At 61.7% G+C, this 24230-nt stretch carries 10 protein-coding genes; 6 read left to right on the top strand and 4 right to left on the bottom strand.

The features are described 5' to 3' along the window. The first annotated feature begins 30 nt into the window (after window positions 1–30). Together AC1AWK_RS00695 and AC1AWK_RS00700 are read left to right on the top strand one after the other, a co-directional pair. On the top strand, window positions 31–11931 hold the full coding sequence (locus tag AC1AWK_RS00695) for a hypothetical protein (protein WP_476567404.1): 11901 nt from the start codon (window positions 31–33) through the stop codon (window positions 11929–11931). Window positions 11932–13021: 1090 nt separating this feature from the next. Further along, window positions 13022–14398 (top strand): metallophosphoesterase, encoded by a 1377-nt coding sequence (locus tag AC1AWK_RS00700; protein WP_476569490.1) that lies wholly within the window; start codon window positions 13022–13024, stop codon window positions 14396–14398. Between the two features lie 138 nt (window positions 14399–14536). On the opposite strand, the gene AC1AWK_RS00705 is transcribed toward AC1AWK_RS00700, so the two are convergent. Next, window positions 14537–15358 carry an IclR family transcriptional regulator gene (locus tag AC1AWK_RS00705; protein ID WP_476569492.1) on the bottom strand — a complete coding sequence of 274 codons (822 nt, stop codon included), beginning with the start codon at window positions 15356–15358 and terminating at the stop codon, window positions 14537–14539. Between the two features lie 166 nt (window positions 15359–15524). Between AC1AWK_RS00705 and leuC the strand changes: the two genes are divergently transcribed. After that, entirely contained in the window at window positions 15525–16928 is a 1404-nt protein-coding gene (gene leuC / locus AC1AWK_RS00710; RefSeq protein WP_476567405.1) for a 3-isopropylmalate dehydratase large subunit, read from the top strand. 173 nt (window positions 16929–17101) lie between these two features. Then, window positions 17102–17785 carry a 3-isopropylmalate dehydratase small subunit gene (gene leuD / locus AC1AWK_RS00715; protein ID WP_476567406.1) on the top strand — a complete coding sequence of 228 codons (684 nt, stop codon included), beginning with the start codon at window positions 17102–17104 and terminating at the stop codon, window positions 17783–17785. 9 nt (window positions 17786–17794) lie between these two features. Here leuD and AC1AWK_RS00720 read toward each other — a convergent pair whose 3' ends face one another. Further along, window positions 17795–19612, bottom strand: coding sequence for a PH domain-containing protein (locus AC1AWK_RS00720; protein WP_476567407.1), 1818 nt, complete (start codon window positions 19610–19612; stop codon window positions 17795–17797). After that, window positions 19612–20184: a PH domain-containing protein gene (locus tag AC1AWK_RS00725; RefSeq protein ID WP_476567408.1), complete on the bottom strand. Its 573-nt coding sequence runs from the start codon at window positions 20182–20184 to the stop codon at window positions 19612–19614. Before AC1AWK_RS00725 ends, AC1AWK_RS00720 begins: the two co-directional genes overlap by 1 nt. Before the next feature lie 166 nt (window positions 20185–20350). Between AC1AWK_RS00725 and AC1AWK_RS00730 the strand changes: the two genes are divergently transcribed. Both AC1AWK_RS00730 and AC1AWK_RS00735 read left to right on the top strand, forming a co-directional pair. After that, window positions 20351–21373, top strand: coding sequence for a lysostaphin resistance A-like protein (locus AC1AWK_RS00730; RefSeq protein ID WP_476567409.1), 1023 nt, complete (start codon window positions 20351–20353; stop codon window positions 21371–21373). Window positions 21374–21455: 82 nt separating this feature from the next. Continuing rightward, the gene (locus AC1AWK_RS00735) at window positions 21456–22622 is read left to right on the top strand and encodes a diguanylate cyclase (protein ID WP_476567410.1); all 1167 of its coding nucleotides are present in this window, start codon (window positions 21456–21458) and stop codon (window positions 22620–22622) included. A gap of 122 nt (window positions 22623–22744) precedes the next feature. Here AC1AWK_RS00735 and AC1AWK_RS00740 read toward each other — a convergent pair whose 3' ends face one another. Beyond that, window positions 22745–24079: an NAD(P)/FAD-dependent oxidoreductase gene (locus AC1AWK_RS00740; RefSeq protein ID WP_476567411.1), complete on the bottom strand. Its 1335-nt coding sequence runs from the start codon at window positions 24077–24079 to the stop codon at window positions 22745–22747. Window positions 24080–24230: the final 151 nt, after the last annotated feature.

Raw genomic sequence — 24230 nt, forward strand, 5'->3', positions numbered from 1 at the left:
TTTAACGTTGTAAGATGAGGAAGGTGCCCGATGGCTCGGCTGCGTGATGCGTTGCGTGCGGTTGTTGGTTTTCTGTTGGCGTTGATGATGTTGGTGGGCGGTTCGCCCGCGTATGCGGCGGTGTCCGCGTCGGAGGGCCCGACGGGCGATGTGGTGCTGTCCGGCGTGGAGCCGGGCGACCTGCTGGCGGAGGGCTCGCTCTCGGTGGATGTTCGTGTGCAGGCTCCGGGTCGGTCCGACCGGTTCGCGGCGTCGTTCGCCGGCGGCGCGCTGGCCGATCCGGGCACGCTGGGCTTCCAGGCGTCGACGCCGGAGGCGGACGCGGGCGAGGGGCAGGCCGGCCAAGACCAGTCCGGGCAGGCGGGCCGGGATCAGTCCGATCAGTCCGATCAGGCGGGCAATGCCTCTTCGGACGGGCAGGGCGATCCGACGTCCAACGGTCAGTCCGACGATGCTTCGGAACAGTCGGAGCAAACGCCGCAGGGGGATCGGTCTGCCGGTAGCCAGTCCAGCCAGTCCGGGCAGTCGGCGGACGGGAAGGACGAGGCTGCTTCCCAGGCTGCTGCGTCCGCGGCTTCCGAGCCTGTGGTGACTCCTGCGGACGCGGTGGGGGCCGCGGTCTCGTCGGTTACGGGTGGCGACGTGCTGTCCACGGTGGCGAGCGCGGTGGGCGGCGCCCTGGCGGGCATGCTCTCGCCGGTCGCATCCCTGCTGGCGGGCCGCGTGGCGAACGCGGACGCGCAGGCGAAGACCTTCGTGCCCGACCTGTCCGTGCCGGCGCAGTCCTCGTCCTCTTCCTCTGGGTCTTCCTCGGCCTCTTCCTCCTCTTCTGATTCCTCTTCTGACCCCTCCTCTTCTTCCTCCTCTGACGCCGCGTCCGGTTCGGGCGCGGCATCCGGTTCTTCGACCGGGGCATCCACCTCACCTTCCTCGGACGCTTCGGCCGAATCTTCTTCTTCCTCCTCTTCTTCGCGGGATGCGTCGACGCTTGCCGGTCTGCTGGCCGATCCGTCCTCGTACGAGGGCGCGTTCCTGGTGGATTCGTCTGACGGCGCTCTGGTGCGTGATTCGTTGGGCAATCCGTACCGGGTGGTCGCGGCCGACAGGCGCGAGTCCGATGGTCCGACGCGTTACGTGGTGGCCGGTTCGGACAAGGTCATGCAGTTGGGTTCCTCCCATGAGATCGTGCCCACGTGGAGCGAGCCGGAAACCCAGTCCGAGCCCCTGGCCATGACGCTGGCCAAGGCGCAGGCGCGTTCCGGTTCGGCCACCGTCCTCGCCACCGGCGATGCCGATAGTCAATGGGGACAGGTCACGGGAATCTACAAGGAGATCGACGGTATCCTGGAATCCAGTCCCACGTATACCTATCCTGGTGGGTATGTGAAGGACAATACGCCGTCGCTTGATGGGTACACGTACCTCGATTTTTATATCGAGATCAATGGCGTTCGGTATCAGCTGGATTTCCTCGCGACCATCGGCGACAAGATTCACTATGCCATCAAGGGCGCGGTGACCGGTGGCACGGATGTCACCTTGGTGACCTCGATCAAGAGCAATGACCAAAGAATAATTGCGTCCTTCCGCAGCAATGCTGAGCCGGTAAGCATTACATACGGTACGATTTCGTATACGTATCCGGGCCATCAGCCGGAGAACGCGCGTTGGGTGAAGCAGACAAAAACCGCGTACAAGGGAGGACAAGCCTCCTTCTCCATCATCGTTCCCGAGGAAAACACTCTCCATCTGACCGTGAGCGGTGCCCGATATGAGCATGTGTCGACGAAGGGTTGGCTCCAGTCTTACAAGCTGGTCGATATTACCGGGAATGTGAGTGTCGGGGCGAGGATTGAGCCTTGGTCTACGAATTGGAAATTCAACTTTACGATGAACGGCTACAAGCCGACTACAGATGCCGAGGCGCTCAGTTATGGTTACCTGCATGTCGGAGGTGTTTATGAGAGCGGAGTGAAACCGGTTTGGTATCCAGATGCGTATGGCTACCCTCGGGCAGATGCCGCACCGACGGAAGGTTTTATTGCCAGTAACTTTAGCGCGGGAGCCAAGGCGGTCAAGCACTCTCCGGGTGAGGGTGTTGCTGTTTATAAGACTAGAGGGAGTTGGGATCAGCCGAGGCTTTCGTTTACGCAGGGAATCAGGCAATATGTTGATAAGCCCACGTGGGATGCCATCACGGTAAAAGGCATATGGGATACGGTATATAGCGAACATGAAAAATGGAGCGAGGTGCCCGTGTCCATAACCGTCGGCGATGAGACGGTTGCGTTGCCCTCGATGTCCGATGCTGTGAATAGCTCGACGACGACAAGCGTTTTGCAGACGGGCGCCGACGCCGGTACGGTGGTGACCGTCAACCGATGGCAGTATCTGAGCAATAAAGCTACGGGCTCATGGTCCCCGACCATGGACATAACGGTCAGCAAGATACACTCCGATGTCAGCGTGCAGGTCAACTATGGTCCGGCTTCGCAGCGGTATCTCGTGCCGGGGCAGAACCTGGGCGTTGAGGCTGAGATACGGCAATGGCAGGATTTTTCCCCGTGGGTTTCGGGCGGCTTCGTCCCGTTCAATAGCGGAGGGAAATACTATGTTAAGAATGCTGCTGCACCTGGTAACAGCGAAACCGGTGATGATCGCTACGAGATTCGGGTCAGGCCGAAGAACGGTTGGGAGATTGAGGGGGTATCCGCGGCGAGTGGGGCTCATATAACACAGACAGGGGTGTCTGACGGGTGGACGTATTATAAATTTGATGCGGTTCAGGCTGTTCGTGTGGAGGCATTAAACTTTTCGGCCAAGCCTGTGCAGTATTCTGTCGAGTACTCGCCGGCCGGGGGCGCTTATCCTACGGGGAAAACGCCGGTCGACGAGACGAAATACGACATCGTGTATGCCAATTCCATTCCGATTGCAACCGAGGCGCCCGTTAAGAACGGAGCCTATTTTGAGGGTTACAGGGTGCGGGAAGACGGGAATGCTGTACTCTTCAAGCCGGGAGAGACCCTGGATTTGACCAGGCTGAATTTGCAGGGCTCGTCATCCAAGACCCTTCATATAGAGGCCCAGTGGAAACAGGGGCAGGGAGTAGGTACACTTGTTAATAAGAAGGTCAATATCGATAAACAAATCGAGACTTCTGATTCCTCTGTCCAGTACAAGACTGATCATACGGACACGGTAAAGGTTGCGTACGGCACAAATTACGATATTGCTGATTACAAGGAAGAATATGTAGACGGTTCGGATCGTTGGAGCCTATCGGCGAAGACAGGTATTTCCGGCACGATTGGCGAGGCGGAAGTCATCGCCACGTTGCAGTATCGCCACGAGGCAACCGTATCATTCGATGGTGATGGTGCTGTGGCTAAATCCGAATCTTCTGCGCCGGTTGCCATGGGTAAGTATTCGTATGATACTATCACGCTCCCGGGGGCGGCGTATACCAAGCCCAATAATGAGCAGATTGGCTGGCAGACCAAGGACGGCACCCAAAAGTTCGGGTTGACAGATCAGATCAAGGTGCCATGGGATTCCATCACGCTGGTGCCGACTTGGAAAACTGTTGCGACCAAGGTGAAGTTTAACTTCATGCAGAGTGGAATGCAGAGCTCCGTGGCGGAATCCAAGTACGAATACAACTTGACCAATGGCAATCAGCCGGGTCTGCTGCCGCAGCTGGTGGATCGTAGCCAAAACGGTCAATCCAATCTTGCGGATTCGTCCATTCGGCGTATCAATGCTTGGTACACCAACAATACGCAGGTCGAAAACAATTACATCGAGGGCTGGTATACGGCCGCGAACGGCGGTGGGACCAAGGTCAGCGCGACCACTGACCTAACCGCGTTGCCGAACGTGACCATTTCCGACGATGCCGTACAGTTGTATGCCAAATGGGGTCCGAGAACCTTTGATACGGAGGTCAGCGGGAACGAGTCCAAGGACGATCTGCAGGCTGGCTTTACTCAGGCTGACGCCATCTGGAACGTCAAGATCGCATTGAAGGATCTGAAGCTTGGCGGAGAAACGCTCACCGGCAAAGGCAAGGAAGCTCTCCAGCCGCGCATCACCTCGATCGAGTGGAATTTCGATGGTGCGAAGGGTGAGTTCAACATCGATCGCAGCGGAATGAACCTCGGAATAGAAGCCGGCAAGGGCTTGAAGCCAGACGATAATGGCGTGTTCACCATTCCGATCAAACTGGTGGCCGGTAAAAATGGGGCCGGAAGCTATGTCGGCAAGTGGAACGTGCGCATCGACGCCGGCGAATATCAGGGTGGTTGGAATTATGCTCGCACAGTGGCGGTGGAATTGCACGCCACCGTGAACCTGAAGCAGCGTACTGTTTCTGACCCGAAGTGGGATTACGAGAAGGAGACCGTTACGCTGACCACCACGCCGTCAAGCGAAGCCGGAGACTTCTCGGCGTCCGGTTTGGGCGGTATGACCTCGCTGCAGGCCAACGGTACGGCTGAGAGTGTCACCAAGGCGTTGGATGGCCTGTCCGCCGATGGCTCGGCCACGCAGGTGACTTTGACCAAGGGCGCCAATGCCGAGTATGCGCAAACCACCAAGACGTTCAACATCAAGCATCGCTCGGCGGCGCCGACAGTGAAGACCACTGCCGCAGTGGATTCCGCGAAGGGATCACTAAGCATCGACGACAATGATGCCGGCCATCATTACCAATACCGTTTGAAGAACGCGAAGGCTGACTGGACGGATATGGAGGGTGCCGGCAAGGATGCTTCCGTTCCCGCGGGCGTTTACGAAGTGCGTCTCAAGGGCAGCAACACCGGTCAGTACTTCGCCTCGGCAATCGCCACTGCGGAAGTCAAGCAGCAGTGGACGGTGACATTCAAGCATGTGAATGACGCCGGTGTGGATATCTCCCAACAGGTGCAGGGCGATCAGCATAACCAAGCTACGGGCAAGCAGGTGGTGAACGCCGGCACGCTTTCACTGCCTTGGAGCAGTGCGGCAGGACAGGGCCAGATTTGGGTTGCCGGTCACACTCTGACCAAGGCCGCCTATCAGTTGGGAGACGGCAAGATCACGGACGTGGAGTCAAACCATACCGTCAATGTGACAGGCCCCATGACCATCATCTACACGTGGCAACGTGCCGATATCACCGTGCGGTTCCACTACGGCGAGGGCACCAAGTATGTCGGCATGGACCAGGCTCCGGAATGGGCTCGAAGCCAGCAGCACGGTTTGAACGATGTCATTTCCCTGCTGCCTGTGCCGGGAGCGAACAGCAGTGATGCGGGTACCTTCCCGTTCTACCAGGTTGATAAGTACTTTAACGGTTGGCAAACCAAGGAAACTGGCGGAACCGTAGTGCAACCCGGAATCAAGGTCTCCGACATCGTAGGCGATGGCAGTGTCATTGACTTGTATCCAATATGGCTGAACGCCGCATACACCGCGACATGGCCGAAGGCTGAGTGGAGCGCAGTCTACGGTTATGATGCAGGCAAGTCGGCACAAACCTCCAAGCCCACTGCCGAGACCGGCAAGGTCGACCAGCAGATAAAGCTCAACCCGCAAGTTACCTCGGCAAGCTTCAAAGCCTCGGACGGACAGCCCGCCGATTGGGCGAGCGTCACCATGCCGCAGCATACGCCGACCAATGGTTTGTCCGGAATCGAAATCACGCCCAAGGCCGGCTTGGCGGTCGGCACGTACACGGGCACGGTCACGGTCGGCTACCAGGCCGGCACCACGGGCGGTCTGAACTTGGGCGAGAACGTCAAGAAGACGACGTTCGAAGTGACGTTCAAGGTCACCAAGGCACCTCGCGGTCTGAAGGTCACCAAGGTGAACTACGGCAGCAACGCGGCCGTGCAGTCCAACGAGACCATCGTGTTCGGGGGCAACGGCGACGGCATCGTGAGTAAGGATGAGATCAGTGTCGCCGGACTGCCGTCCGATGTGAGCTCCGACAGCGTGCTGAGCGTGGCCAACGGGCAGGCCACCTTGAACCTCACTCCCGCATTGAATTCGACCGCGTCGTCCGAGTCGAAAGCCCGTGCTACCGCGAACAATTGGGGCGCGGCGAACCAGCAGGTTACGCTAACGATTACGCGCAAGGGCGACGACAATCACAGCGAGCATACGATTACGGTGACGCTGCGCACGCGCTCCGCGGCGCCTGGACACACGGCGACTCCGGCTTACGGCGCGAATTCCAAGGGCGTGGTAACGCTGACAACAAGCAGCGGAGCTGCCGAGCCTTCAGATGGTCGTCGCTGGGAGCACCTGCATGCGAATAGCGACACGTGGATTGCCTTGGAAGGCAGCGCCGGCGCCACCAACCAGTGGAGCGACGGCGCGGGAACCTACCAGGCGCGCATCGCGGCAAAGACCGCGCAGGACACGCTGTCCGGCGACTCAATCACTCTGAAGGGATATTTCGCGGGGCGTGCAGCCACAAACATCACCATCGAGCAGTATTGGAGCGTGAAGCTGCAACTGGCCATGGAAAACGGCAGCAAGAGCTGGGTCCAGACCGCTGACGATCCGTTCGTGGACGAAGACACCAGCGGCCCCAAGCAGGTGTTCTATCTGGGAACGGTCAAGCAGAATGGTTCGATCCAGACCTACGCCAACACCGGCGATTACACCAAGGGCGATTTGGAGAACGAATTGCTCAAGGAGTGGAACGACACCTATCAGGCTCCATCCAGCAGCGATCGGCATACGGTGTGGGTCAAGGCCGGCGAACAGTACACCTTGCCTACATTCGGTGACAAGGCCGGCAACTGGGAGACCCCGGGCTACGACCTCGTCAAGCTCACCGCTAAACAGGGCGACTCCGAAGCGGTCGATCTGGTGACCACTACGACGAACCCCGGCGGCACCGCGGGAACTCCTGCCACCGACGCCACAGGTTCGAACAACGTGTACCAAACCAAGGCCGTCGGTAGCACGAAGGATTCGGGAGGCATCACCGGAGACACGGTGGTCACCGCGGTGTTCCGCGAGCGTGCCATCGACGCGACCTGGGACATCAGCTGGATCGGTGGGGACAGCCACAAGATCACTAACGAGCAGGGTCAGGAGATCACGATTTCCAAACCATCCGAGAACGACAAGGTATTGCCGACCACGCAGCACTTGCTGTGGAGCGACGTGGTTCGCACCCAAGCGTATGGCTCGTGGACGGATCTTGATCGCGTGTTCCCGAACGAGAAGAACCCGGTCGATCCCGAAGACAAGTCTGTGGGATACACCAAGAACCAGTACGCGCAGTATTTTGTGCGTGACCCGTGGCAGCTCAAGGGCAACAAGGAGCACGGCGATAAGTATCAGGCGTTCCAGGTGTCCTCTCCGATCGGCGGCCTGGCGACCGTAGCGCCGTCGACTTGGGGTCTTACGTCCGCGAACGACTCCAAGGATGCGACTGGTTGGCGCGATCTGCACGCCATCACGTTCGGTGCGCGCTACACCTTCGACACGGGCACATACCTGGTGAACTTCCAGATCGGCGACGCCTCCCTCGTCAAGGGCGCGCAGCAGAACGATCTCGCCAAGGCTCAACGGACGTTCCTGGAGAACGGCAACGGCACGTTGTACAGGGCCAGCAAGCTGACCGCAGGTAGCAAGTTCACCAATCCGACCGTGACAGTAAATGGCGACGTGTCAGCCGTATCCCCTGATGAGGTGGATTACCGGAACCATATGACAGCCGACCCGTCCAAGTGGGTCTTCGCCGGGTACTATCCGTCCACGGCCAAGCAGGGAGGAATCTACGATCCTGCGAATACCAATGCGGATTATCAGTGGAACGAAAACGAGACGAGCGAAAAGAATATCGCGGGTGTCTTCACCGAAGGCCATGTGCCGGAACCGGGCAGCTACACGTTGTCTAATCCGACTCCGGACCAAGCGCAGAAGGACTCCAAGAAGCACGGTTGGAACGAAGTGCAGGCGCATCTGGCGGCCCGTATGGAGGACGCCAACCTTTCGCGCGGCGATTCGACCCTGCCGTTGACCATGACCGTCGACCAAGCCAAGAACGGCGCGACCGGCACCTTCTCGGTCAAGCCCGAGAAGTGGTACACCGATTATACGGGCGACGGCGCGGCCGGTGCGGGCGGCGGTACGTTCACGGTGACCAAGACCGAGTTCAAGGCCACCACGCGCGACAGCGCCGACGGCGACTGGCTGAACGTCTCGGACGCCACATGGGACAACGACGGCAGCTTCCAGGGCGAAGGAGGCACGCTGAGCGGTGTTACCGTCAAGAAGGGCCTGAAGCAGGGCAACTACACCGGCGTGATCGCAATCACCTATGGCTACACCACCAAGGACGGCAAGTCCGGCAAGTCCGGCATGACGGTCGAGCTGCCCGTGACGCTGTCGGTGACCGACAACGACACGACCGATTCCGACAAGAACGGCTTCACCGCCAGCATGCACGACTATGCGGTCACCAAGGCCGACGTGGCGGACAAGCTGAAGGACACGACCACCATCGCCAGGAACCTGGGACTGTCGGTCTACTACAAGAATGCGGAAGGCGTGCAGACGCTGGTCTACCAGAACGGCGCTCAGGTTGCTGGATTCGATGGCAAGGTGGCCCTGAACGGCTTCACCGTGACCAAGAAGGGCGACAGTAGCGTCATTAATGACCCGTCCAAGATCACGCAGACCGGCGATTACACCTTCACCGCCGACGTCGCCGCACGCACTGCAAACGGGCAGGACGTCAAGCTCGCCCCGTCCGCCACGGTGTTCGTCTCGGATGCCGGCACGCCGAACCTGTACTGGAACAACGTGTCGGTCACGTTGCCGCAGAAGGACGCCCAAGGTGCCGCGGTGAACGGTTGGATCCAACGGCAGATGGACTTCCGTGCGTACGACGAGCAGAACGGATGGGCGCCGTTGGATTCGGTGACCATCGTCAGCGTGATGTCGCAACAGCAGTTCGGCAACCCGGCCGCGAAGATAAGCCTGCAGGACGCGGGTCCAGGCCAGGTCAAGGACGCCACCAGTGCAACACCGTCTGATAACGACGGCAAGTCGACCGGAGTGTTCGACGTGGTCGTCAGCGTCGGCAACGGCGCCCAACCAGACGGCAGTCCTATCACTAGGTACAACGTCGAAGGCGCGGTCACCGTGGTGAAGGCCGACATCGACAAGGTGCCGACCGGGCCGGTTCAGGACAAGAGCGCGCTGACGGATAGCGTCATCGCATGGCATGCCGTACCGAATTACGACGACAACAGCACGATGCGGCTGAACGTGGACTACTGGCCGGTCGCCGTCTATCAGGTCGACGGTAATGGCGCGAATGGAGACGCCTTGCAGGTCAATGGTCTTGGCGCCAACACCAAGCATACGGTGAAAGCCAAGTACGCGGTAAGCGCGCAGAACGCATCCGGCGAAGTGTTCAACGACAACGGCGAATACTCGGACGGCGCGGTCATGTGGACCAAGCCGACCGCGCCGGACGTCAGCACGCAAGGCGCGGACGTGAGCTACACCTACGAGGCCGAGCCGGGGCGGGAAAAGCTCACCTGGAAGCCGAAGATCACACAGGGCGACGGACTGGTGACCGTGCTGACCCAAGATCTCACCGCGGGCAGCACGGCCCGTCGACGTGCCCGCGCTCTCGCCGACGAGGCGAGGAGCCAGGCTCCGATCGTCGGCGTCGAAGGAGGGACGGTCGGCTTCTACGCGCAGAGCGAGGACACCCAGCTCACGTCGGCCGGAGAAAGCACCATCACCGTGCCGACCCGTCCTGCGACACCGAAGCTTCACGCGCAGAATCCGGATATCGTCGGACAAAAGGGAGTGGTCTCCGGTTTCGATACGCAGTATATCGACACCGAGAACATGCAGGGCGATACCGCCGACACCATGTACGTTGTGCAGGTCGACGGCAAGGGCGATTGGATTCCGGTATCCCTGAAGAAGGTCGGCGAACAGTGGACATACGAGGCGGGAGCCGGCCATGCGTACACGTTCCGCGTGCGTTACAGCGACGGTGCGAACTACGGATGGCATAAGGACGTGAACTTCACCTCTTACAGCTCCGATTCGATGCGAATCAACGCCGGCACCGACCTCGCCGTCGACAAGACGTTCAGCGTCGGACTGGACGAACTGCAAGGCATCGGCGGGGCCGTCGGCTCCGACGGTTCGCTGAGCCTGGACCAGGGCGGCAAGCTGCTGCGGCTGCTCATCCAGCGCGCGCACGCCAAACTGACATCCGGCGACACCAATGAATTCGCCATCAAGGTGGACCTCAACGGAGCCAAGGCGGTGCGAGGCGCCCATGCGATAAGGTTCTATGTCACGAGTTCCGATGGAGAAGAGCGCCTCATCGAACGCGAGTCCACCATGATGGTCACGGATTCGGGCGGTGGCGACGATCGGAACGAGGCAACCGTCTTCGCCAACGACTTCATGGTCGGCGAGAACGAGCTCAAGCGCGACGGGCAGCCGGTGGGCATCGACGAGTTCAACCAGATGGCGTGGACCCGTTCGAGCGCCCACGGCACCGACGCTGACGGCGCGATCCTGGCGCTGAGCGAGGTCGATGTCACGATTCACGACGGCGAAACGACCGTCAGCGACCTGTCCAAGCTCGCGGCAGGCAAGGTGTACCGCGTCACGTTCCAAGTGACGGGCACCAATGCCAAGGCCACGGTGAACATGACGGTCACCGGCAACGGTGGCGAATCCTCCGACGGCAAGTACCTCATCTTCTCCGAGAGGTTCCGCGCTTCCGAGAAGGAGCTCAAGGCCGGCGGGCCGACGCAGTTGAGCGACGTGCAGGTGAAGACCAGAGCCAAGGTATCGGCTCTGCATCGTTTGGAAAATGGCATGTACGAAAGCGTGTCTCTGGACGATGTCAGCCTGGACGCCACCGGCCTGTGGAACAAGCAAGCCGGAGCGCAGGACGCCAAGGCAGTGTTCTCGGTGGGCGAAGGCGACAGCATCGCTTCCTCCACGTCGCTGGCTACCGTCTATCAGGATGGTACCGGTCCGACCGATCCGGATGATCTGTCCAGTCTGTTCGCCAACGATGTGTGGGCGTCCAAGGACGAATTGAAGGCGGCCGATGGTGAGCACGGGCTCCGGCAGTTCCTGTTCGGCGCGGCTTCCGTGGCGGCCACGGACAGGGACGGCAGCATGGTTGCGGCGGGTGATACCGGCAAGTACACCGTGAAGGTGGGCGATGCCGATCCGACGGTGGACAACGTCGTGGACGGCGCCAAGCTCACGTTCGCGCTGGTGTCCAATCCGCAGGTCAAGGCTACGGTTACCGCGCATGTGTCCGATCATGGTGGTTGGGTGCCGGTCGATCCGACCGATCCGAGCAAGGGTTCGTACGGCATGTTCTCGGATGATTTCCGTGTGGAGGTCGACGAGCGTGGCGGACTGCTCGCGGCGGACGGCAACTATGCCAGGCTGCAGGAGCGTGCGCGGACCCGTGCGCTGCTCATGGACGCGAACGGTTCGGTGGCCGATCTGGGACGCGGCGCCGACGCGGTCGAGGTCGGTTCGCTCGACGGGCTCAGGTCCGCGGCGGCCGGCTCGCAGGCGCGTGTGGAGTTCTCCGTCGTGCCGGGCGCGGGCGGTGTCGGGGTCGCGGGTGCGGCCGAAGCGGCGTCGGGCGGTTTCTTCGAAGCGGCCGCGGTGCGTCTGGCCTATGCTGTCGAAGGTGCGTTGGGCGTTGCGCGGCGGCCGGCGGCCTCCGTCGCCCGTGCGGCGTCGGTGTCCGTGGCGAGCGTGTACGCGGATGCGGGTTCGGGTTCCGGCGATGCCGGCGGGACGGCGCCGACTGGTGCGGCCGTGGCCGGTGCGGGTGCGCTGGTGGTCGTGCTGGCGGGTGTGGCGCTGGCGTTGGTCGCCGGCAGGCGCCGCCGCGAGGCCCGGGCGGGGCGCTGACCGGGTGCTGTGGGGTCTGTGCCGTCCGGTCGGGGCGGCAGGGCTGGACGGCAGGCAACAGCAGCCGTCGGGCGGGCGCGTCTGGCGCTGATCGTGTCCGATGGCTGAGAAAAGGGGAGCGGGTGATGGGCCCGCTCCCCTTTTTCTTGTGTGGTTTCTTGTGTGGTTTCTTGTGTGGTTGGTTGTGTGGCTGGTTGGTCTGGCTGTGTGGTTGGTTGGTTTGGTTGGTCGTGCTGCATCCGTGCGAAAGTGTGTGTTTGCGCCATCCGTAGCGGTTGGTTTGGTTGGTTGGTCTGGCGCTGTTTTCGGAAGGTGTGTGTTTTCGCCACTGGTAGGTTGTGATCACGGTGTCTTTTTTGGTTCCGGGTCGGAAGGTGTGTGTTTGCGCCATCCGTAGCGGTTGGTTTGGTTGGTTGGTCTGGCGCTGTTTTTGGAAGGTGTGTGTTTTCGCCACTGGTAGGTTGTGATCCCGGTGTCTTTTTTGGTTCCGGGTCGGAAGGTGTGTGTTTCCGCCATCCGTAGCGGTTGGTTTGGTTGGTTGGTCTGGCGCTGTTTTCGGAAGGTGTGTGTTTTCGCCACTGGTAGGTTGTGATCCCGGTGTCTTTTTTGGTTCCGGGTCGGAAGGTGTGTGTTTCCGCCATCCGTAGCGGTTGGTTTGGTTGGTTGGTCTGGCGCTGTTTTCGGAAGGTGTGTGTTTGCGCCATCCGTGGGAACCGTTGTGGGGTTCTGTGGGTGTGGTAAACACGCACTTTGGTGGTTGGGTGTGGTAAACACGCACGTTTGTGGGTGTGGGGATGGTGTTTTCACACACTTTTGTGGGGGGCAAACCTTCGGGTGAACCTTTGGGGAGAGGTCTTCGGGGAATCCGCCTGAGGGTCTTCTCTTAGAAATCCTCTGGGCGGATCGTTGGCAGGCGGGTGGACTGGCGTCGCGCATGGCGTAGCCTCGGGTGGTGCGCTAGGCTGGGATTATGGCTAGTGAGTGTGGATCCGCGGGGCAGGCGCCTGGTGACGAAGTGACATCTGCCGTGTCTCAAGAGGCGTCTCAAGAGGTGCAGTCTCGAAAGGCGTCTTTGGATGCGCCGCCGCAGATGACGTCGGAACGCTCGGCGGTGTCGGAGCGTTCGGCAACTCCGCCAGTATCGGTTTCCGCGCGGCTGGGGCGGTTGCAGTTCCATCTTTCCGGTAAGTTCCGCGTCCTGCAGGTGTCGGATATTCAAGATGGGCCGAAGATTTCCCCGGATACCATCGCCTTGCTGGAAGCCAGTGTGGATGCGTCCAGACCGGATGTGGTCGTGTTCACCGGCAATCAGATCGCCGGGTATGACGAAGCCTATGCGGCGACCTTCCGCAAACGTCGCTGGACTCCGGTGTCGTCGGCCGCCGACGATGGTGCTCGTGCGCGCCGACGTGCCGCCGATATGCAGCATACCCGCGAATTGGTGCGGTCCTTCATGGGGCGTATGGTGCAGCCATTGGTTGACCGTGGCATTCCGTGGGCGGTAACCTATGGCAATCATGATGCGCAGTGCGGTTTGGATGTTGCCGAACTGGACGCCATGTATCGTGAGTTGCCTGGGTGTCTGAACCCGCCTTTGGAGAGCCGGGAATCCCTGGAGGAGGCGGATTCTGTGGCGGCTGCGCCGCGGGTTGGGAAATCGGCGCCATCCAAGCGGCGGTCGCGTATGACGCGTGTCATGGCGGATTACGCCGGACTGCCGCAGCAGCCTGTGTATGCGTGCGAGCCGGGCACTCTGGCCCTGCCGGTGCTGGATGAACGGGGCGAGCATACGGTATGCGCGCTGATGGTCGTCAACTCTGGCGATTATGTGCCGCAGGGCGGCTATGGCAGCCCTTCCGCGCAGGCGCTGGAGTTCATGCAGATGATGCCTCGGTGTTTGGGCGCTCGCATACTGGCGTTCCAGCATATGCCCATACCGCAGCATTACGATGTGTTGAAGCGGGTTCGCCCTACGGCCGCGCATGCCATCGAGGGGTATCGTACGCGTGCCGGGCATACGTTTGTGCTGGATGATGCCAAGGTGATGCCGGGAAGCTATTTGGGTGAGGGCATTAGCTGTCCTGACGAGGATTGCGGTGAATTCGCCATTCTGCGCAAGGGGCAGTATGTGGGGTTGTCGGCCGCCCATGACCATCGCAATGGTTTTGTGGGTGTGGTCGATGGGGTGATGCTGGCGGCGACGCCAACGTGTGGGTTCGGCACGTATGGTCCCGTGCCGGCCAAGCGTGCCGTGCGGTTGTTTGAATTCGATATCCGCCATCCGCATGAGCCGCGTACGCAGTTGCTGGAATTTGGGGAATTGGTTGGCAAGCCGAGTGCCGGCAAGGCGTATACGTATGCGATGACGGGTGAGTCCAGGCCTGATGAGGAGGGTATGGATCTGCTGCGCAAACGCGGTTGGTGGGGCGGTTTGCTTCAGGCGTTGCGTCGCTTTGTGCGTCACTAGCCGTATCGGACGTCACTGACGGATGGGAAGCGGCGGATGGCGAAAGATCGGAATATGTGACGGCGGGCTACCGTGTGTGGCAGTCCGCCGTCGTCGCTGAGTTCTCGTCGCTGATGCGCCTCATGCGGAGGCGGTTGTCTACCGGTTGGCGCTGGCCTTGGCCAGGGCGTCGGTGAGGTATTTGCCGGCGGCCATGACCAACGGCGCGTATCGTCGTCCTGGGGACGATCCCATGCGTCCGGTCGGGCCGGAGATGGAGATGGCGGCGATGACCTGCCCCGAAGAGTTACGGATCGGTGCGGAGATGGAGCACACGCCTTCCTCGCGTTCGTTGACGGATTCCGCCCAGCCGCGTTTGCGTACTGCGGCGAGTTTGGTGGCGGTGAATTTGGCGTGGCGCAATCCTTGGTGCAGACGGTCGGAATCTTCCCAGGCGAGCAGGATCTGCGCGGCGGAACCGGCGTGCATGGAGAGCATGGCGCCTACGGGGATGGAATCGCGAAGTCCGCTGGCGCGTTCCACGGCGGCGATGCAGACGCGCTGGTCGCCTTGGCGCCGGTAGATTTGCGCGGATTCTCCGGTGCGGTCGAGTAGGGTTTGCAGGATTGGTCCTGCTGCGGTAAGCAGGCGGTCCTCTCCGGCTGCGGCGGCGAGTTCGCCGAAGCGCGATCCCAGCACGAACCGTCCGTGTTGGTCGCGCAGGACGAAGCGGTGTCGCTCCAGTGCGATGGCCAGCCGGTGCGCCGTGGGGCGTGCCAGATGGGTGGCCGTGACGAGCTGTCCGAGGGTGGCGGGGCCATGTTCCAAGGCGTCGAGTATTTTGACGGTCTTGTCGAGGACTCCTACGCCCGAGTGGATGGCGCTGCTGTCGCTGTCGTCCGCGGTGTCGTGCGGCGCGGCGTCGGTCTTTGGTTCGTCGTCATCTCGTTCGTTGAGATGCTGGTTGGCGGCGATGGTCATAATGCTACTCATTTCCATGGTGTTGCTTTATTAGGATTATGCCATCTCATATTCCGAAACACAAGTGTCCACGCCGTGGTGGGCGGCGCCATACTGTCATAGGGGAGGCCGCGCGGCTTGGCGTGGCGTCATATTCGTGGCCGATGCGGCGCAAAGGAGGCCGACCATGGGAAGAACGCTTGCCCGGAAAGTCTGGGATGATCATGTCGTCCGACATGGATCCGACGGCGAGCCGGACCTGCTGTACATTGACCTGCAGTTGATGCATGAGGTGACCAGTCCGCAGGCGTTCGAAGGGCTGCGGTCGGCGCATCGCACGCTGCGTCACGCGGATTTGGCCATCGCCACCGAGGATCACAACACGCCTACGGTGAATATCGACCGGCCCAACCCTGATGCCACGAGTGCGGCGCAGCTGCGGACATTGGAGCGCAATTGCGCCGAATTCGGCGTGCGTCTGCATGCGCTGGGCGACGCCGACCAAGGCATCGTCCACCAGGTCGGTCCGCAGTTGGGACTGACCCAGCCGGGCATGACCATCGTGTGCGGTGACTCGCATACGTCCACGCATGGCGCGTTCGGCGCGTTGGCCTTTGGCATCGGTACGTCGGAGGTCGAACATGTGATGGCGACGCAATGTTTGAGCCTCAAGCCGTTCAGGACGATGGCCGTCACCGTCGATGGCGCGTTGCCCGACGATGTGGGCGCCAAGGATCTCATCCTTGCGGTCATCGCCCGAATCGGTACGGGCGGCGGCCAGGGTCATGTCATCGAATATCGGGGGCAGGCGATCCGCTCGTTGTCGATGGAGGCGCGCATGACGGTGTGCAACATGTCCATCGAGGCAGGGGCTCGAGCCGGCATGATCGCGCCCGACGAGGTGACGTTTGCGTATCTTCGCGGTCGGCCTCACGCGCCTACGGGGGCATTGTGGGATCAGGCGGTCGCGTATTGGCGCACGCTGCGCACGGACGGCGACGCGGTGTTCGACAAGGAAGTGCGCTTGGACGCCGCCCGATTGCGCCCCTTCGTGACATGGGGTACGAATCCCGGACAAGGGGTGCCGATTGACGGTGAGGTGCCCGATCCGGCGGCTATGGGCGATGAGGAGTCCTGCGCCATGGCCAGGCGTGCCATTGGCTACATGGGGCTGCGTCCGGGAATGCCCATCAGGGATATCGCCGTGGATACGGTGTTCATCGGATCGTGCACCAATGGTCGCATCGAGGATTTGCGCGAGGCGGCTGCGGTGATGCGCGGACACCATAAGGCGAAATCCATCCACCGCGTGTTGGTGGTGCCGGCGTCGTCGCGGGTGCGCTTGCAGGCGGAGCGCGAGGGACTTGATCGGGTGTTCCGTGATTTTGGCGCCGAATGGCGCAATGCCGGGTGTTCGATGTGCCTGGGCATGAACCAGGATCGTCTGGTGGCGCATGAGCGCAGTATTTCCACGTCGAACCGCAATTTTGAAGGTAGGCAGGGTCGTGGCGGCCGCACGCATTTGGCGTCGCCTTCGGTGGCTGCGGCAACCGCTATCCGCGGCACCATCAGCAGTCCGGCGGATGTATAGTCTCGCAGGGCTGTTTCGTTGCCGGGGATTCGCATGGTGAAGATCTATGGCGATCGGTGTGTGCGGTCTTGTCCGTGGTCGTCACGTTGGGTTGGCTGGCGGTGTGTGGGAACGGCGTGGGCGGCCGGCGGATCGTGAAGGGTTTGGCAGGTGGCATTGGAGGAAGGAATAGGATGCAACCGTTGACTGTGGTGACTGGTGTGGGAGTGCCGTTGCGACGCTCCAATGTGGACACCGATCAGATTATTCCCGCGGTGTTTCTCAAACGGGTGACGAAAACCGGGTTTGAGGACGCGTTGTTTTATGCATGGCGTCGCGATCCGCAGTTTGTGTTGAACCGCGACCCGTACCGGCGGGGTTCGATTTTGGTGGCGGGTCCGCAGTTCGGCATCGGCTCGTCGCGTGAGCATGCGGTGTGGGCGCTGCGCGATTACGGATTCCGCGTGGTCGTCGCCTCGAGTTTTGCGGATATCTTCTACGGGAATACGGCGAAGAACGGAGTGCTGGCCGCGGTGGTGCCGCAAGAGCAGGTGGAGCGCCTGTGGCATGCGCTGGAGCGTGAGCCGGGTATTGAGATGACGGTGGATTTGCCGGCGTGCACGATTGCATGCGGTGAATTGCGCGTGCCGTTCGAGGTGGGTGAGTATACCCGGTGGCGGCTGATGCACGGGTACGACGACATCGACCTGACCTTGCGCCATGAGGATGACATTGCAGCGTATGAGGCGATGCGCGCGCGGCGTTTTCCATTCAAGCCGACGACGTTGCCGTCGTTGCATGAGCCTGTCGAGCGGATTGAATCGGCGCGAGAGCCGCAATGCGAGGACTGGCCGGGGCCGGTCGGTGGCCGGACCTAGCCAATCCTTCTAGCGTGGTCGCACCCATCGGACGAGGGCCTGGGCGTCGTCGTCGCGCACGGCATGCAACGACAGCGAGGACTCGCCGGCGATGACGAACAGGTGCATCTCGACGCCGCCTACCTGTCGTTTGGCGCGCCATGGCGTGGTGGAGACGGTGAGGTACTGGATCCGCGAACGCATGGTGACCGTGGTGCGTACGGTCAGCAGCGAAGCGTTTTGGATGATGGCTCGCAGCGTGGTGTTGTCGGCGTCCGGCTCGTCGCGCAGTTCGTATCCTTCCGTGCGGTAGCACAGCACGCGGTTTGCCGTCCAGATGGCGCCGATGACCAATACGCCCGCGGTAGCCCATCGCATCCAGGGCTGCCACAGCAGTGTGGCGACGACGCAGCCGATGGTCGCCACGAGGGTGGTGGCCACCGGTGCGGTGAGGAAGTATCGCAATAGGCCGCGTCCCGTATGGCGCAGACGGGGTTGGCTGATGCGCCATTCGGGCAGGATCCGCTGGAGCAGGTCGTATACGCGGCGGTCAGTGGTCAGTGGCAGCAAGAGGGTGGAGGCGTCGTCGGAATCGTTGCCGTCCGTCTGATTGGCTCCCAGACCGATTTCCACGGTGCACAGGTGGAATAGGCGTCGCAGCAGAGATCGCTTGATGGTGACTGATTGGATGCGTTCGATCGGTGTGGTGGTAACCCGTTCGGTGAGCAGGCCGCGCGTCACGATGATGTCGTGGTCGGTGCGACGCACGGTGAAGCCGTAGAACCGTATGATGGCGCTGACCAGGCTGATGGCGGCCAATGCCAGAACCGCCAGGGCGATGAACATTGCCAGAATGGCGACGCCGCTGTGCACGATTAGCTGCGTGGCGGAATCGACGATGCCGTTGGTGACGTTTTCGGGCAGGATGTCGCTGGCTTTGCCCCACAGGGTTATGCCGCCGAGCAGACCCGCCAGAACGCTGGCGTCGGTGAGCGCGAAGAGGATGATGTCGCGCCAGCTTGCGCGGAACAATGGCGGGGCATCGGCGAGTGCCGCACCTTCGTTGGTGGCCGGCGCTTCGCTGGGTGCCATTGTTTCATCGGACGCTGTGGCGGCGGTGGCGTCAAGGTCGGCATTGACGCTGGGGAGCTGATGCATTGCCGTTGGTTCGCTGAATCCGGGCACGGTCGTGGCATCCCCTGCGTGCGTGGCCTGCTGCTTGCGCCGTCGCAAAGCGTGTACTACCGGCGCTTCCACGACGGGCAGCGTGATGTTGGCGTCGTCGTGCCCCGCGGCGGTGATGGTGACCCGCATGAGGTGCCATGGGCGCGCGTACCACGGCGTGGAGGTGTTGATGGCGTGGATGTTCTCGTAGCGGATGGTGCGCTGGCTGCGGGCGATGACGCCCTGGCGCAGGGTGATGCCCGTATCGTCCATCCGATAGGTGCAGCGCCGCCATATGAGGATGGAGGTCCCCACCGTCGCAACCACGATGAAGGCTACCGCACCGATGAAAGCCGCGATGACGAGTGGCTTGGCGAAGATGCCGTCTGCCTGCTGTGAGCGGAAGAAGCTCGTAAGGACCATGACGACGATGATGCCGCCGATGGCGCGTAAGGTATCGAAGGTGTGCAGCAGCATCGCTGCGGGGTGGCAGTGCTGCCATCCGTCGGTCTCGCTGGTTGTCGGGGCGTCCGTTGCGTCAACCGTCACGTTGGACATGCTGTTGTTGTCGTCGCTGGTCGTTGCCTCGCCGTCCGTAACGTCGGTTCGGCCGGGGGTCGTGTTGGTTTCGATGCCGTTGTCCGCAAGGTTGTCGGTCGTATCGGGTGTCATGCGCTCGCTCATCACATGTCATCCTTGGTCGACAGCACGCGTGCGGTGATCAGGTGCACGGTGGCTTGGGCGTCCCGGTTGCTGAGCGCGGCGATGCTGTGTTCGCCGGACGCGGTGTGGATGACGACTTCCGTCATGCCGAAGTGGCGCAGCAGCGGGCCTTGTTGGGTGTCGACGTGCTGCACGCGTGTGAACGGAATGGTGGTCGTCGTGCGCCAGAGCCAGCCTTTGGACAGTTGCATGTCGTGTTGGTCGATGAGGAACTGGTGGAAGGCATATTCGTAGCGGGTCTGCAGTGGCTGGGTGAGCAGGTCGATCGCGCTGATGGCGGCGAGGATGGCGATGGCATACGGTTGCCATGTCCACCACTGCCAATGCCAACAGGCGATGGCTGCGGCAACGCAGGCCGCAAGAAACGCTCCGGTGGTCAGGCATTGCCTCGTCATCCATAGGGTGCGCACCTGTTCGGGGAGTCGGTGCCATTGACCGTCGCCGATGGCGGATGCGGTGTCGTTCGCGGAGGCATCCATGAAGGCTGCGTCGTTCGGCGTAAAGGCTGGTTCCGGGGCTGTGGCGTCTGTCATGGTTATCCTTGTCGTCCATCGCGCGCTGCGTCGGTTTTGCGTCGCGGTGCGATGATGATGCGAAGTCATGAAATATTACATTCCATATTGTAATGCCTAACTTGCGGTGCGGCATGCACAATTCATATGGTGGAATCGACCGATGAGTGGGAGTGGGAGGACTGTCATGAGTGAATTGCGTGGTTGGCGTTTGTCCGCTTGCCAAGGTGACGCCGAAGAGCGGCGTGATTCGGCTGTGCCGCAGTGGTTGCGGGCGCGCAAGGCGTTGAGCGTCGCGGCTGTGGCGGTGCTGGCCTATCAGGCGCTGATGATGGCCGTGGACGCCGTCGTGAGCGTGGCGTATGCGCTGCCCTCGATGACGTCCGGGCGTAGTCCCTGGTCGTGGCAGACGGTCACGCAGGCGGGTAAGGCCAACAATGGCGTCATCACCGCGGCCATTTGGGTGGTCGGTCTTGCGGCGCTGGCGTTGGCGATGCGCAGGCGCATTGTCCGACGTGATTTTTGGTTGGGCGATGATTCCTCCAAGCGCATGGGCGTACGCGGGCTGTTGATGGGCATGGTGATGATCATGGGCGTGCAGGCGGTGTTCATCGTCGTGCAAACCGTATGCGCGGCGCTTGGCGTCACGCTGTCTTCGCCCAGTTCGCAAAGCCTGAGCCAGAGCGCCAATGGGGCGCTGGCCTGGTGCTCCATAGGGTTGCTCGGTCCGATTGCCGAGGAACTGCTGTTCCGTGGGTCGGTGCTGGTCAGGCTTCGTCCCTATGGGCGCATGTTCGCTTTGGTCACGTCCTCGGTGATGTTCGGCATCTATCACGGCGACCTGTGGCAGGGCACGGTCACCGCATGCTGCGCCCTGGTGTTCGGCTACGTCGCCATGGAGTATTCGTTGCTGGCTGCGATCGTGCTGCATGTGTTCAACAACGGCGTGCTGGGAGGCGCGTCGTTCGCCCTGTCCGCCGTATTCGGCGCCGGCGCGGAAAGCTGGTATGCCATGGTCGTCATCATTGTGGGACTTCTTGGCGTGCTGGGCTTCGCGGTGATCAGGAGGGCCGCGATTGCGGCGTATTGCCGCGAGCATCGCTCGCAGCATGGTACGTATTTGGCATGGAGCAGCCTGGGGTTCGTGGTATTCGCCGTCGTGAATATCACGATGGCCGTGGCTGCGTTGCTCAACGCCGCCGGGCGGTAGACGGCGAGGCGTCCTTTCGTTTCCGCTAAGGTGAGACCGGCAAGCCGTCAACGCGCCATCGCAAGCAGGAAGGGCATGAATCGTGAACCAGGGTCTTTGGCCGTTCTACGACGTCAACCGCAGCTATGAAGACAACTACCGCGAGGGGCCGTTCGGGCAATTCGCCGATATCCTGGCCGATGGGTCCTGCCATGGCGCGGCGATCTCTTACAAAGAAGCCGGACGTCCCGGCGGTGATTCCTCGGCCATGCAGGCCGTTTGCGGCACCGGCGCGCGTTTCCTGGGACTGCCCGTGAACCTTCCGTTCGGCATTCCCGCCGGTCCGCTGCTCAACGAACGGTACACCACCGCGGCATTGCGCATGGGATTCGACATCGCCGTGTACAAAACCGTGCGTTCGCGCGCGTGGGGCTGCAATGCGTTTCCCAACGTGCTGTCGGTGCATCCGCGCTCGCAGGACGGCGCATTGATGCCGGGCGATCCGGAACTGGACGAGGGCGTGCTGGCGGATACGCGGTATGAGTCGCCGGTATCGATTTCGAATTCGTTCGGGGTGCCGTCGCGCACGCCTGACGAATGGCAGCCCGATATGCGCGCGGCGATTGCGGCTGCGGGCGAGGGGCAGGTGTTGCTGCCGAGCTTCCAAGGTTCGCGCGTGGCTGGCATGAGCGACGAGGACTATATTGCCGACCATGTGACGACCGCGAGGCTGGTGTGCGAGACGGGTGCGCAGGCCATGGAGATGAACACCAGCTGTCCCAATGAGGGGCATGACCGCCTGCTATGCCATGATCCGGCGTTGGTGGGGCGGATCGCGCAGGCGGTGAAGGAGGAGATCGGCGACCGGCCGTTGATTATCAAATTGGCGTTTCTGCCCACGGATGAGGCATTGGAGCAGATGGTGCGTCAGACCGCGGCACGTGGGTCGGTGCAGGCATTCAGCGTCATTAACACGATTTCGGCCAAGTTGGTGGATGCGCGGGGGCATCAGGCGCTGCCGGGGAAGGGGCGTGAGCGCAGCGGCGTGTGCGGCAATGCGATTCGTGGGGCTGGCTTGACGATGGTGCGTCGCCTGGCTGCGGTGCGCGAACGATTGGGGGTGGAGTTCTCCATTATCGGTGTCGGTGGCGTGTCGGAGCCGGAGCATTATGCACAGTACCGTGCTGCGGGTGCGGATGCTGTGATGAGTGCCACCGGTGCGATGTGGGATCCGTATCTGGCGCAGCGTATCGCCGCGTCGGTGGCGTGAGCGTGGGTGCGTATGGCATGATGCGCCGCGCGGTATAGTGGCATCGCGAAGTGCAATAAAAAAGGAGGGCCGATGCAGTGAATGCGTCGGCCCTCCTTATGCGTTTGCTGAAAAACGACGGCCTATTCGGCCGCGGCCTTCATGGCCACCGCGCCCACATAGTAGACGGGCTTGTCGAAATTCGGCTGGAACAGGAAGTCCACGTTCGCGAGGTCGTCGATGGTGAAGTGCGCCTGGATCGCCATCGACATGACATTGGCGGCGCCGGAGATGTCGGCCTTGGAGCAGAACTGTCCGCCCTTGACCTCGCGCGTGTGCGGATCCCATGCCAGCAGGCTGGTCACCGGAGTGGTGGTGAGCATGAAGTCGGGGCGGAAATCTTCGGTCAGCTCGGTCAGACGCACGTCCAATCCGCGGCGTTCCGCGCCCGCCTGGGTCAGGCCCGAGGCGGCCAGGGAGAGGTCGTAGAGCTGTACGGCGGACGTTGCTTGGGTTCCCATGTAGGCGCGGGTCGGCCGTTCGATGTTCTGTCCGACGAGCAGGCCTTGGCGCACGGCGTTGGTGGCCAGCGGAATGTAATCGTGCTTGCCCGTGGGGTTGTAGAACACGGTGGCGGAGTCGCCGGCGACGAATACGTCCGGAGCGGAGGCGCGCATGTATTCGTCGGTGATGATCGCGCCGTTGTCGAGCATGTCGAGCTGTCCCTTGAACAGGTCGGTGTTCGGCAGGAAACCGACGGCCAGTACGGCGAATTCCGCGGTATATTCGCCCTTTTCCGTGACGACGGTCACGCCTTCGGCGCTGTCGCGGAATTCCGTGACCTTCTGGCCGAGCGCCAGTGTGACGCCGTGCTCTTCGAAGGCCTGTTCGACCTGATCGGTGATGGGCTTGTCGAAGTTGTTGGCCAGGGCGCGGTCGAGTCCGTCGACCAGCGTGGTCTTGACTCCCGCGAGGCTGAACTGTTCCGCCAGCTCGGCGCCGATGTAGCCGGAGCCGACCACGACGGCGGACTTGGCGTCCTTGGCGCGTTCCTTGATGACCTTGGCGTGATCCCAGTTCTTGCACAGCAGCACGTGCTCGGAGTCGATGCCGGGAATCGGCGGGATGACCGGTCGCGAACCGGTGGTGATGACAAGCTTGTCGAAGTCCAGCTCGCCTTCCTCGCCGCTGTCCAGGCCGCGGTAGGTCAGGTGCTTGCCGGCGACGTCCACGCTGGTGACGTCGGTGCGCATGTGCATGGTCGCTCCGGCGGCGGCGAGGGCTTCGGGCGACGAATAGAACATTTTGTGCGGGTCGGAGACATGGTTGCCCACCCACAGGGCGATGCCGCACGAGAGGAACGACAGCGTGTTGTTGCGTTCGAAGACGTGGCATTGCCAATCGGGGTGTTCGGTCAAGATGGATTGGGCGGCGAATGTGCCGGCGTGCGTGCACCCGATAACGGCGACAGTGGTCATAACAAGCTCCTTTGCTGATAGTGCATGGTGTCGGTACGATCTTGCGGGACTGATTTCCTGCAAAGAGTTCAACGATTCCACACTATCAGGGATGCTGACTGTTTCCTGGCAATGGCGTGGCGTGATGGCGGCAGGTCGACCGGGTATGTCT

Source organism: Bifidobacterium sp. LH_491, assembly GCF_056356495.1.